Source organism: Pseudomonas sp. MWU12-3088 (assembly GCF_023242405.1).
GTDB classification, from domain to species: Bacteria; Pseudomonadota; Gammaproteobacteria; order Pseudomonadales; family Pseudomonadaceae; genus Aquipseudomonas; species Aquipseudomonas kribbensis.
The window spans coordinates 279,832-291,346 of sequence record NZ_JALJEA010000009.1 but is presented as its reverse complement, the minus strand read 5'-3'; the positions used below and the strand labels follow the sequence as shown (position 1 = coordinate 291,346).

At 61.9% G+C, this 11,515-nt stretch carries 11 protein-coding genes; 8 read left to right on the top strand and 3 right to left on the bottom strand.

Translation table 11 applies throughout. The features are described from left to right. Positions 1–60 precede the first annotated feature (60 nt). Together M5B98_RS21575 and M5B98_RS21570 are read right to left on the bottom strand one after the other, a co-directional pair. A complete protein-coding gene (locus tag M5B98_RS21575; RefSeq protein WP_007950758.1) occupies positions 61–468 on the bottom strand; it encodes a PA2817 family protein in 408 nt (135 codons plus the stop codon). 74 nt (positions 469–542) lie between these two features. Then, complete coding sequence (locus M5B98_RS21570; protein WP_248743908.1) at positions 543–2,990, bottom strand: acyl-CoA dehydrogenase; 2,448 nt, start codon at positions 2,988–2,990, stop codon at positions 543–545. A 247-nt stretch (positions 2,991–3,237) separates the two neighbouring features. Here M5B98_RS21570 and M5B98_RS21565 point away from each other — a divergent pair, with 247 nt between their 5' ends. The 4 genes from M5B98_RS21565 (at position 3,238) to M5B98_RS21550 (ending at position 6,404) form a co-directional block, all read left to right on the top strand. After that, positions 3,238–3,897 (top strand): transglutaminase-like domain-containing protein, encoded by a 660-nt coding sequence (locus tag M5B98_RS21565; RefSeq protein ID WP_248743907.1) that lies wholly within the window; start codon positions 3,238–3,240, stop codon positions 3,895–3,897. A 43-nt stretch (positions 3,898–3,940) separates the two neighbouring features. Further along, positions 3,941–4,564, top strand: a complete 624-nt coding sequence (locus M5B98_RS21560; protein WP_248743906.1) for a glutathione S-transferase family protein — start codon at positions 3,941–3,943, stop codon at positions 4,562–4,564. A 131-nt stretch (positions 4,565–4,695) separates the two neighbouring features. Beyond that, a complete protein-coding gene (locus M5B98_RS21555; RefSeq protein ID WP_248743905.1) occupies positions 4,696–5,628 on the top strand; it encodes an ABC transporter ATP-binding protein in 933 nt (310 codons plus the stop codon). Beyond that, a complete protein-coding gene (locus tag M5B98_RS21550) occupies positions 5,625–6,404 on the top strand; it encodes an ABC transporter permease (protein WP_085710947.1) in 780 nt (259 codons plus the stop codon). Before M5B98_RS21555 ends, M5B98_RS21550 begins: the two co-directional genes overlap by 4 nt. Before the next feature lie 54 nt (positions 6,405–6,458). Here the strand turns inward: M5B98_RS21550 and M5B98_RS21545 are convergent, their stop codons facing one another. Beyond that, positions 6,459–6,977 carry a DUF2062 domain-containing protein gene (locus M5B98_RS21545; protein WP_114884766.1) on the bottom strand — a complete coding sequence of 173 codons (519 nt, stop codon included), beginning with the start codon at positions 6,975–6,977 and terminating at the stop codon, positions 6,459–6,461. Positions 6,978–7,113: 136 nt separating this feature from the next. Between M5B98_RS21545 and M5B98_RS21540 the strand changes: the two genes are divergently transcribed. The 4 genes from M5B98_RS21540 to lpxK all read left to right on the top strand — a co-directional run bounded on the left by M5B98_RS21540 (position 7,114) and on the right by lpxK (position 11,506). Further along, a complete protein-coding gene (locus M5B98_RS21540; RefSeq protein WP_248743904.1) occupies positions 7,114–9,357 on the top strand; it encodes a DNA internalization-related competence protein ComEC/Rec2 in 2,244 nt (747 codons plus the stop codon). A gap of 78 nt (positions 9,358–9,435) precedes the next feature. After that, entirely contained in the window at positions 9,436–10,071 is a 636-nt protein-coding gene (locus tag M5B98_RS21535) for a MotA/TolQ/ExbB proton channel family protein (protein WP_162803506.1), read from the top strand. Then, the gene (locus M5B98_RS21530; RefSeq protein ID WP_085710944.1) at positions 10,068–10,496 is read left to right on the top strand and encodes an ExbD/TolR family protein; all 429 of its coding nucleotides are present in this window, start codon (positions 10,068–10,070) and stop codon (positions 10,494–10,496) included. Before M5B98_RS21535 ends, M5B98_RS21530 begins: the two co-directional genes overlap by 4 nt. Then, on the top strand, positions 10,496–11,506 hold the full coding sequence (lpxK, locus tag M5B98_RS21525) for a tetraacyldisaccharide 4'-kinase (protein WP_248743903.1): 1,011 nt from the start codon (positions 10,496–10,498) through the stop codon (positions 11,504–11,506). Before M5B98_RS21530 ends, lpxK begins: the two co-directional genes overlap by 1 nt. Positions 11,507–11,515: the final 9 nt, after the last annotated feature.

Here is an 11,515-nt window from a genome sequence, read left to right as displayed (position 1 = left end):
GGCGCAAAAAAAAGGCCCGCATGGATCACCATGCGGGCCTTTTCATTGTCTGGCGAAAAATCAGTGCTTGCTGTCCTGAGCGGACATCGCCAGCAACTGTTTTTCCTGATTCCAGTCGAACGGTTCGTCGTTCTGTTCAGCTTCGTAGCGACGTTCTTCCAGTGCCTGATACATGTCGATTTCTTCATCGGACAGGTAATGCAGGCAGTCGCCGGCGAAGAACCACAGCAGATCCCGCGGGATCAGGTGGGCAATTTGCGGGTAACGGGTAATCACTTGAGTCAGGATGTCCTGGCCCAGGTATTGGCTTTCGATCGGCTCGATCGGCAGTGACGCCAGCAGTTCGTCGAAACGCTCCAGGAACAGGGCATGGCTTTCTTCGGGAACCTGATCGGCCTCACCTACGGCGACCAGGATACTGCGCAGGTGGTCGAGCAAAACCAGATGATCGGCAACGACGTTGGACACGAGATAAGTCCTCAAGAGCAAAACGGGCGCGGGAGTATAAAGCCCCTGCGCCCGTTTTTCACTGATTGAAGGGATCAGCGGATTTTGCCGTCCGCCGGTTTCAGCTCCTCTTTGTCGAAGTCATCGACATCGATCACCTTGCGGCGTGCTGCTTCGGCGTCGCGCAGGGTCTGGGCTTCCACCGCCTGCAACACCCCGGCTTCCAGTGCCGCATCGATGGCGTGTTCGCCGGCGACCGGTTTGACCTGGCCACTTTTGAGCGATGTATGCAGCTTTTTGTGCAACGGCTGCGCGGCGTTCAACTGATCGCAGGCGTGTTGCAGTGCACCGACCGCATCGTCCGCCGATTGCGGGCGATAGCAGCCGGCAAGCAACTCTTCCAGCGCCGGATCACCCTTGGCCCGGCCAATGACCGCTGCCACTTCGGCACCGAGTCTGTCCGACGGGCCTTTGTGACGACGACCGAACGGGAACACGATCACGCGCAACAGGCAGCCGAAAACCCGGTTCGGGAAGTTGGTCAGCAGTTCATCCAGGGCCTTTTCCGACTGCCCGAGGCTTTCTTCCATGGCCCATCTGAACAGCGGTTCCATGTATGCCGGGGAATCGAGGTCGTGGTAGCGCTTGAGCGCTGCGGAGGCGAGATACAGGTTGCTCAGCACGTCACCCAGACGGGCCGACAGCCGCTCGCGGCGTTTCAGTTCGCCACCCAGCAGCATCATGCTCAGGTCAGCCAGCATGGCAAACGCGGCAGCCTGACGGTTGAGGGCACGGAAGTAGCCCTGACTGAGCTTGTCTCCCGGTGCGTGTTCGAAGTGGCCGAAACCCAGGTTCAGCACGAGTGTGCTTGCGGCGTTGCTCACGGCAAATCCAATGTGTTTGAGCAGCAGGCCATCGAACTCCTTGAGTGCCTGATCCTTGTCCTCGCGACCGGCGAGGGCCATTTCCTTGAGGACGAACGGATGGCAGCGGATCGCACCCTGGCCGAAGATCATCAGGTTGCGCGAAAGAATGTTCGCGCCTTCCACGGTGATGAAGATCGGCGCGCCGTTCCAACTGCGACCCAGATAGTTGTTCGGGCCCATGATGATCGCCTTGCCGCCATGCACATCCATGGCGTGGCTGATGCACTCGCGGCCGCGTTCGGTGAGGTGGTACTTGAGGATCGCCGATAGCACCGAAGGCTTCTCGCCCAGATCAACCGCGTTGGCGGTCAGCATCCGCGCAGCGTCCATCATCCACGCGTTGCCGCCGATGCGCGCCATGGCTTCCTGAATGCCTTCGAAGGCCGACAGCGGGACGTTGAACTGTTCGCGAATCTGCGCGTACTGCCCGGTTACCAGACTGGTGAACTTGGCCGCACCGGTACCCACCGCCGGCAGCGAAATCGAACGCCCGACCGACAGGCAGTTCATCAGCATCATCCAGCCCTTGCCGAGCATGTCCTGGCCGCCGATGAGGAAGTCCAGCGGGATGAACACGTCCTTGCCGGAGTTGGGGCCGTTCATGAACGCGGCGCCCAACGGCAGGTGGCGACGGCCGATTTCCACGCCGGGAGTATCGGTCGGGATCAGCGCCAGGCTGATGCCCAGGTCTTCCTTGTCGCCCAGCAGGTGATCCGGGTCATAGGCCTTGAAGGCGACGCCGAGCAAGGTCGCGACCGGGCCGAGGGTGATGTAGCGTTTTTCCCAGTTCAGGCGCAGGCCGAGGGTTTCCTGGCCTTCCCATTCACCCTTGCAGATGATCCCGGTGTCGGGCATGGCGCCGGCGTCGGAGCCAGCGAGCGGGCCGGTCAACGCGAAGCACGGAATATCGTCGCCCCGGGCCAGTCGTGGCAGGTAATGATTGCGCTGTTCGTCGGTGCCGTAGTGCAGCAGCAGTTCGGCCGGGCCGAGGGAGTTGGGCACCATCACGGTGGAGGCGAGGTCACCGCTGCGGGTGGCCAGCTTCATCGCGACCTGGGAGTGGGCGTAGGCGGAGAAGCCCTTGCCGCCGAACTCCTTGGGAATGATCAGGGCGAAAAAACCGTGTTCCTTGATGTGGGTCCAGGCTTCGGGCGGCAAGTCCATCGACTGGCCGATCTGCCAGTCGGTGACCATTGCGCAGAGCTCTTCGGTGGGGCCGTCGATGAAGGCCTGTTCCTCGTCGCTCAGTTGCGCCTTGGGATAGGACAGCAGTTTTTCCCAGTCCGGACGGCCGCTGAACAGTTCACCGTCCCACCACACCGTGCCGGCATCGATCGCATCGCGCTCGGTCTGCGACATCGGCGGCAGGGTTTTCTGGAACCAGCTGAACAGCGGCGCGCTGAAGTGTTTGCGGCGCAGATCCGGCAGCAGCAACGGAGCCGCGACGATGGCCAGTACGACCCAGAAGATCAGCAGCAACCAGCCCGGCGCGTGGCTGAAAATCCCCATCGCCAGCAGGTAAGCCGCGACGATCCCCAGTGCCGGCAGCGGGGCGATGCGCCGGTGGGCCAGATACGCCACGCCGACGATCAGAACCAGTATCCACAACAACAGCATATTCAATCCTCCGTGAACCAGGGCGAACGACCCTCCAGAGCTTAGACGGCATCTGCAAAACGGGGCGGTCAGAACAAGTTGATCTAAATCGTGGGAAACCCTGGATGGCTTTTGTAGTTTCGGTGGGCAACACGCGTAGGAAATCGTTCGCAGACTCCGCGGCTTTGCGTCCATGTTTGGCCGAAACGTCGTTATCTCTGTGCTGATCCTCTCGCTAGACTCCGGGTTCACCCAGGAGAATGTCGTCATGCGCGAGTATCTGAGCCCCGGCCGCTTCATCGATAGTGACCACCCCTCGGTGGTGGAGTTCGCAGAACGGCACCGTGGTGCCTGCCGCGACCCCCGCGCGCAGGCGATCAGTCTTTATTACGCCGTGCGCGAGGCGGTGCGTTACAACATGTACACCTTCAGCCGCGACCCGCAGACCTTGCGCGGCAGCTACGCGCTGGCGGCGGGCGAAAGTTATTGCGTGCCCAAGGCCACGCTGCTCGCCGGTTGCGCGCGCCATTGCGGGATCCCCGCACGCATCGGTCTGGCGGATGTGAAAAATCACCTGTCGACGCCGCGACTGCTTGAATTGCTGAGAAGCGAAGTGTTCGCCATGCATGGTTATACCGAGCTGTTTCTCAACGATCGCTGGGTCAAGGCCACCCCCGCGTTCAATCAGAAACTCTGCGAAATGTTCAATGTTGCGCCGCTGGAATTCGACGGCATGAACGACAGCGTTTTCCACCCGTACAACAGCGATGGCGCGCTGCTGATGGAGTACCTGGTCGATCACGGCCAGTTCGCCGATGTACCGGAATCCTTTTTCTTCGAACATCTGCAGAAATGCTATCCGCACCTGTTCAACGATCGGCAGACGCCACTGTCCAGTGACCTGCGCGATGATGTCGGCAGCCGCTGATCCGGCGTATGCTGCTCGCCCACTCAATGGAAAAGAGGCGGTCATGCTGAAGATCTGGGGTCGCAAGAATTCGTCGAATGTCAGAAAACCGTTGTGGGCAGCCGAAGAGCTCGGGCTGGCCTACGAGGCGATCGATGCCGGTGGCGCGTTCGGTGTGGTCGACACGCCGGAGTACCGGGCGATGAACCCGAACGGTCGGGTGCCGGTGATCGAAGACGACGGTTTTGTGTTGTGGGAATCCAATGCCATCGTTCGCTACCTGTTGGCCCGGCATGCGGCGAACACCCCGTGGTATCCGGCGGATCTGCAGACCCGCGCCATCGCCGACAAGTGGATGGACTGGACCACGTCCAGTTTCGCCGGGCCATTTCGCACAGTGTTCTGGGGCGTTCTGCGCACCCCGGCGGACAAGCAGGACTGGCCGGCGATTCATGCTGCGATCAAGGAATGCGAAGGCTTGCTGGCCATGGCCGATCAGGCCCTGAAAACCCAGCCGTACCTGTCCGGCAGTGAAATCGGCATGGGCGACATTCCGCTCGGCAGTTTCATTTATGCCTGGTTCGAGATGCCGATCGAGCGTGCGCCGATGCCGCATCTGGAAGCCTGGTACGCGCGACTGAAGCAGCGTCCGGCGTATCGCAAAGCCGTCATGACCGCGTTGACTTAATACCTACTATCGACACACTTGACTGTACTTGTGCGGCGGCGGCAAGCACCATTGCGCTTGTGCGCCGCGGTTGTCTCCCTCGCCGCCCGCCGTCATTCAGTCCTTTTTCTCTTCTTGGTGCGTAATCCGATATGAGTTCCGCTCTGTCCATCCGGCAGCTAACCAAAACCTACGGCAACGGGTTCCAGGCCTTGAGTGGTATCGATCTGGACGTCGCCGAAGGTGACTTCTTCGCCTTGCTCGGCCCCAACGGCGCCGGCAAATCCACAACCATCGGCATTCTCTCGACCCTGGTGAACAAGACCAGTGGCACGGTGAATATCTTCGGCCACGACCTGGACAAGAACCCCGCGGCGCTCAAGCGCTCGATCGGCGTGGTGCCCCAGGAATTCAACTTCAACCAGTTCGAAAAGACCTTCGACATCGTCGTGACCCAGGCCGGCTACTACGGCATTCCGGCGAAAATCGCCAAGGAACGCGCCGAGCAATACCTGACCCAGCTCGGCCTGTGGGACAAGCGTGACGTGCCGTCGCGTTCGTTGTCCGGCGGCATGAAGCGCCGTCTGATGATCGCCCGGGCGCTGGTGCACGAGCCGCGTCTGCTGATCCTCGACGAACCGACGGCCGGGGTGGATATCGAGCTGCGTCGTTCGATGTGGACCTTCCTCACCGAACTGAACCAGAAAGGCATCACCATCATCCTCACCACCCATTACCTGGAAGAGGCTGAGCAGCTGTGCCGCAACATCGGCATCATCGACCACGGCACCATTGTCGAGAACACCAGCATGCGTCAGCTGCTCGGGCAACTGCATGTGGAAACCTTCCTGCTCGACCTGAAGAGCGATCTGGCGGTTGCACCGCAACTGGCCGGTTATCCGTCCCGTCTGGTGGATGCGCACACCCTGGAAGTCCAGGTCGACAAGTCCATGGGCATCACCGCGTTGTTCGGCCAACTGGCCCTGCAGAACATCGAAGTGCTGAGCCTGCGCAATAAAACCAATCGCCTCGAGGAGCTGTTCGTGTCCCTGGTGGAGAAAAATCTGTCGAAGGTGGCGGTATGAGTTCCGAGCTGCGCCCCAACCTCGTCGCCCTCAACACCATCGTTTACCGCGAAGTCCGGCGCTTCACCCGGATCTGGCCGCAGACCCTGCTGCCACCGGCGATCACCATGGTTCTGTACTTCGTGATCTTCGGCAACCTGATCGGCAAGCAGATCGGTGGCATGGGCGGCTTCAGTTACATGGAGTACATCGTGCCGGGGCTGATCATGATGTCGGTGATCACCAACTCCTACGGCAACGTGGTGTCGAGTTTCTTCGGCAGCAAGTTCCAGCGCTCCATCGAAGAACTGATGGTGTCGCCGGTGTCGCCGCACACCATCCTGATTGGCTACACCCTCGGCGGCGTGCTGCGCGGCCTGATGGTCGGCGTCATCGTGACGATCCTGTCGCTGTTCTTCACTAGCCTGCAGGTGCATCACCTGGGCGTTACCGTGCTGGTGGTGGTGCTGACGGCGACGATCTTCTCGCTGCTGGGTTTCATCAACGCCGTGTTTGCGCGCAACTTCGATGATATTTCGATCATCCCGACGTTCGTGCTGACCCCGCTGACCTACCTCGGTGGCGTGTTCTACTCGATTACCTTGCTGCCGCCGTTCTGGCAGACCGTGTCGCTGGCGAACCCGGTGCTGCACATGGTCAACGCCTTCCGTTACGGCATCCTCGGTGTGTCGGACATCCGTATCGGTATCGCGATCACCTTCATGCTGGTGGCAACCGTGGTGCTGTATTTCGGTTGTGCGCGGTTGCTGGTGAGCGGTCGCGGCATGCGTACCTGATCCACCCGGCGCTGCAATAAAAAACGGCCTCCCACAGTGGAGGCCGTTTTGCATTCACGACTGGCGACTTTTCTTGCGTCGCGCCCATTGCCGTGCGACCCACCAGCGCCAGTACATCATCACCAGACAATAGGCGAGGGCGCCCAGCGCCAGCCCGACCACCACCGAACCGAGCAGGAACGGTTGCCACAGGGTCGAGAGTTCGCCGCTGATCCACTCCCAGGTCAAGGAGTCCGGCAGGGTGCGGGCGGGGATGTCCATCAGCCACGCCCCGACTTTGTAGGTGCAGTAGAACACCGGCGGCATGGTGACCGGATTGGTCAGCCAGACCAGACTGACGGCAATCGGCATGTTGCCGCGCACGGTGATGGCCAGTGCGGCGGCCACCAGCATCTGCGCGGGAATCGGCAGGAAAGCCGCAAAAATGCCGACGGCCATGGCCCGGGCCACCGAGTGCCGGTTCAGGTGCCAGAGGTTCGGGTCATGCAGCAACTTGCCGAGAAAGCGTAAGGATTTGTGTTCCCTGATGCTCGTCGGGTCGGGCATGTAACGTTTGAATAAGCGCCGGGGCATAAGGCTTCTCGGTCGGTTAAGGCGGCAAGTATGTCTGGATTCTACGAAGCGCCCATTCAGACTTTGTGACAATTGTTGACGACGCCCGCGCTCAACAAGCGCTATGCCTGAAGAGGGGACTCTCAAGGACGGGCGTATGCGCACAGGGATGATGGCGCTGGCAGTCGGTCTGCTGGCCCCGGTTTTTTTGCCGGCCTTGCCGCCGGTCGGGTGGATGCTATGGCTGCCGGTGGTGGCACTGATGTTGTTGCCGTTTCGCAGTTATCCGCTGGCATTTTTGCTGTTCGGCTTCGCCTGGTCGTGCATCGGTGCGCAGTGGGCGCTGGATGAGCGACTGCCGGCGGAGCTGGACGGCGAGACACGCTGGGTCGAAGGACGGGTCGTTGGCTTGCCGCAGAGCGGCGACGGGGTCGTGCGCTTCGAGTTGGCCGATGCCCGTTCGCGTCACGGGAAATTGCCATCGCTGATCCGTCTGGCCTGGTACGACGGGCCACCGGTCAACAGCGGTGAGCGCTGGCGGTTGGCGGTCAAACTCAAACGTCCCGGCGGGCTGCTCAATCCCGATGCCTTCGATTACGAAGCCTGGCTGCTGGCCCAGCGCATCGGTGCCTCCGGCACGGTGAAGGACGGCAACCGGCTGGCGGCGGCGCAGTGGGCCTGGCGGGACGGCATCCGACAGCGTCTGCTGGCGGTGGACACTCAGGGCCGGGGTACAGCGCTGGCGGCGTTGGTGCTGGGCGATGGCTCGGGGCTCAGTCGCGAGGACTGGCAGATCCTGCAGGACACCGGCACCGTGCACTTGTTGGTAATTTCCGGACAGCACATCGGACTGCTGGCAGCGGTGATGTACGGGCTGATCGCCGGGCTGGCGCGATTCGGTGTGTGGCCATTGCGGTGGCCATGGCTGCCCTGGGCCTGTGGTCTGGCGTTCGTGGCGGCGTTGGGTTACGGGCTGCTGGCCGGGTTCGATGTGCCGGTGCGACGAGCCTGCGTGATGGTTGCGCTGGTGTTGCTGTGGCGATTGCGCTTTCGCCATCTCGGTGCCTGGTGGCCGTTGTTGCTGGCTTTCAACGGTGTGCTGCTGATGGACCCGCTGGCGGCTCTGCGCCCAGGACTATGGTTGTCCTTCACGGCGGTGGCAGTGCTGATTTTTACCTTCGGCGGTCGTCTGGGGCCGTGGCGCTGGTGGCAGACCTGGACGCGAGCCCAATGGCTGATCGCAATCGGCTTGTGCCCGGTGTTGCTGATCCTGGGCCTGCCGATCAGCCTCAGCGGGCCACTGGCCAATCTGCTGGCGGTGCCGTGGATCGGTTTTGCGGTGCTCCCGCCGGCGTTGCTTGGCACTTTGTTGTTGCCGATTCCCTATGTCGGCGAAGGCCTGTTGTGGCTGGCCGGCGGGCTGGTCGATGGATTATTCCGGGCTCTGGCCCTGATCGCCGGGCGCTGGCCGGCGTGGGTGGCGCCATCGATGCCGGGATGGATCCTGGCGCTGGGCTGCATTGGTGCCGTGTTGTTATTGCTGCCCCGAGGCATTCCATTGCGTCCCCTGGGCTGGCCGTTGCTGCTGGTGCTGGCATTCCCGCCCCGGGAGCGGCTGGCCGAAGGCGTGGCGGATGTCTGGCAACTCGACGTCGGTCAGGGCCTGGCGATTTTGATCCGCACCCGCCACCACACATTGCTGTACGACGCAGGCCCGCGCTTCGGCGATTTCGATGTCGGCGAGCGGGTAGTGTTGCCGGCCTTGCACAAACTGGGTGTGGAACGACTCGATCTGATGCTGCTCAGTCATGCCGACGCCGACCATGCCGGTGGGGCGCTGGCCGTGGCAAACGGCTTGCCGGTCACTCGGGTAATCAGCGGGGATCCGCCGGGGCTGCCCGAAGCGCTGAATGCTGAAACCTGTGAAAGCGGTCGGCAATGGCAGTGGGACGGTGTTGCCTTTCATCTATGGCAATGGGCCGATGCCCATGACAGCAATCAACGCTCCTGCGTCCTGCAGATCGAAGCCAACGGCGAGCGGCTACTGCTGACCGGTGATATCGACACCGATGCCGAACGGGATTTGCTTAACAGCGTGTTGGCGGTCCCTACTCAGTGGCTGCAAGCCCCGCACCATGGCAGTCGCAGTTCTTCATCGATGGCGTTGCTCAAGGTTTTGCAGCCCCGGGACGTGCTGATCTCCCGGGGGCAGGGCAATTCGTTCGGGCATCCGCATCCGACCGTCATCGCCCGTTACCGCAAGCAAGGTTTGCGCATCCATGACAGTGCCGAGCAGGGTGCCATTCATCTGCAACTGGGCCGGTTTCAGCCGGCCCGGTCGATGCGTCAGCAACGCCGGTTCTGGCGCGACCCGCCGCAGCCGGGGGCGACGCACCGTTGAGTACGGTCGTCGGGGCGACGGGTCTTTATCGCGAACCGGTATGGTAAAGTGGCGCACTTTTTCGAGGGGGCTGTCACTGTGTGGGAATTGGTCAAATCCGGCGGCTGGATGATGTTGCCGATCATTCTGAGTTCCATCGCCGCCATGGCGATCGTCGCCGAACGCCTGTGGACGCTGCGCGCCAGTCGCGTCACCCCCGAGCATCTGCTGGGTCAGGTCTGGGTCTGGATCAAGGACAAGCAGCTCAACAAGGAAAAACTCAAGGAATTGCGTGCCAACTCGCCGCTGGGTGAAATCCTCGCTGCGGGCCTGGCCAACTCCAAGCATGGTCGCGAGATCATGAAAGAGTGCATTGAAGAAGCCGCCGCCCGGGTCATCCACGAGCTGGAGCGCTACGTCAATGCGCTGGGCACCATCGCCGCCATGTCACCGTTGCTGGGTCTGTTGGGCACGGTGCTGGGCATGATCGACATTTTCAGCGCCTTCACCGGTTCCGGCATGACCACTAACGCTTCGGTATTGGCCGGTGGTATCTCCAAGGCGCTGATCACCACGGCGGCGGGCCTGATGGTCGGTATTCCGTCGGTATTCTTTCACCGTTTCCTGCAACGCCGCATCGATGAACTGGTGGTGGGCATGGAGCAGGAAGCGATCAAACTGGTGGAAGTGGTGCAGGGCGACCGTGACGTCGATCTGGCCGGGGGCAAAGCGTGAAATTCCGTCGCAAGCCCCGGGAAACCATCGATATCAACCTCGCGTCGCTGATCGACGTGGTGTTCATTCTGCTGCTGTTTTTCGTCGTGACCACCACCTTCACCCGCGAAACTCAGCTGCGCGTCGATCTGCCGGAAGCGGTCAGCGGCTCGCCGGCCGAGGATCAGCAGGTCAAGCAACTGGACGTCGCCATCAGCGCTGAAGGCGTGTTCTCGGTGAACAACAGGATTCTGCCGAAGAACGACCTGGCGACCCTGATGGAAGCCATGCAGAAAGAAGCCAACGGTGACACCAACATGCCGTTGTCGATCAGTGCCGATGGCAAGACCCAACATCAATCCGTGATCACCGCCATGGACGCGGCCGGCAAGCTCGGTTTCAGCCATTTGCGCATGACCACGGTAGAGGCGGCGCCCAAATCCTGATGGCCATGTCCGATCGTCTGCTCGCCGCGTGGTATCAGGGGCATCCGGCCCTGACGCTGTTGCGGCCGCTGGAGTGGCTGTATCGCCGCGTGGTGGCTGGCAAGCGTCAGCGTTTTCTCGACGGCGAGGGCGAGATCTATCAGTCGCCGGTGCCGGTGATCGTGGTCGGCAATATCACGGTGGGTGGCACCGGCAAGACGCCGATGATTCTGTGGTTGATCGAACACTGTCGGCGCAGCGGATTGCGGGTCGGGGTGGTCAGTCGCGGCTACGGCGCCAAACCGCCGCAATTGCCGTGGCGGGTCGAAGCCGATCAGCCTGCCGATGTCGCGGGCGACGAGCCGCTGCTGATCGTGCAGCGCACCGGTGTGCCGCTGATGATCGACCCTAATCGCGGTGCCGCCGTCAAAGCCTTGCTGGCCAGTGAGCCGCTGGACCTGATCCTGTCCGATGACGGCATGCAACATTATCGTCTGGCGCGGGACCTCGAGCTGGTGCTGATCGACGCTGCCCGAGGCCTGGGCAACAAGCGCTGCCTGCCCGCCGGCCCATTGCGTGAACCGATCGAGCGTCTGCAAAGCGTCGATGGCGTGCTGTTCAACGGCGCCCCTGAGGATCGCGAGGACGGTTTCGCTTTCCGTCTGCAACCCACGGCCCTGGTCAATCTGCTCAGCGGCGAACGCCAGCCCCTCGAACATTTTCCAGCCGGTGAGGCACTGCACGCAGTCGCCGGGATCGGCAATCCGCAACGTTTCTTCAATACCCTCGAAGCGCTAGACTGGCGGCCTGTGCCCCACGCGTTTGCCGACCACGCCGAATACAGCGTGCAGGCCTTGAGTTTTACGCCGTCATTGCCAGTGGTGATGACCGAAAAGGACGCGGTGAAGTGCCGCGCCTTCGCTGCCGCCGACTGGTGGTACTTGGCGGTCGATGCCGTGCCGTCGCCGGCCTTCGTGGCCTGGTTCGACACGCAGCTGATGCGCCTGTTGCCGGATCGTCTTTTGCCTTAAACCGTTTTT

Excerpts from the sequence above, each read along its gene's own strand:
- M5B98_RS21570 (WP_248743908.1), bottom strand. The coding sequence starts at position 2,990 with ATGCTGTTGTTGTGGATACTGGTTCTGATCGTCGGCGTGGCGTATCTG.
- M5B98_RS21565 (WP_248743907.1), top strand. The coding sequence starts at position 3,238 with ATGCGCGAGTATCTGAGCCCCGGCCGCTTCATCGATAGTGACCACCCC.
- M5B98_RS21560 (WP_248743906.1), top strand. The coding sequence starts at position 3,941 with ATGCTGAAGATCTGGGGTCGCAAGAATTCGTCGAATGTCAGAAAACCG.
- M5B98_RS21555 (WP_248743905.1), top strand. The coding sequence starts at position 4,696 with ATGAGTTCCGCTCTGTCCATCCGGCAGCTAACCAAAACCTACGGCAAC.
- M5B98_RS21550 (WP_085710947.1), top strand. The coding sequence starts at position 5,625 with ATGAGTTCCGAGCTGCGCCCCAACCTCGTCGCCCTCAACACCATCGTT.
- M5B98_RS21545 (WP_114884766.1), bottom strand. The coding sequence starts at position 6,977 with ATGCCCCGGCGCTTATTCAAACGTTACATGCCCGACCCGACGAGCATC.
- M5B98_RS21540 (WP_248743904.1), top strand. The coding sequence starts at position 7,114 with ATGCGCACAGGGATGATGGCGCTGGCAGTCGGTCTGCTGGCCCCGGTT.
- lpxK (WP_248743903.1), top strand. The coding sequence starts at position 10,496 with ATGGCCATGTCCGATCGTCTGCTCGCCGCGTGGTATCAGGGGCATCCG.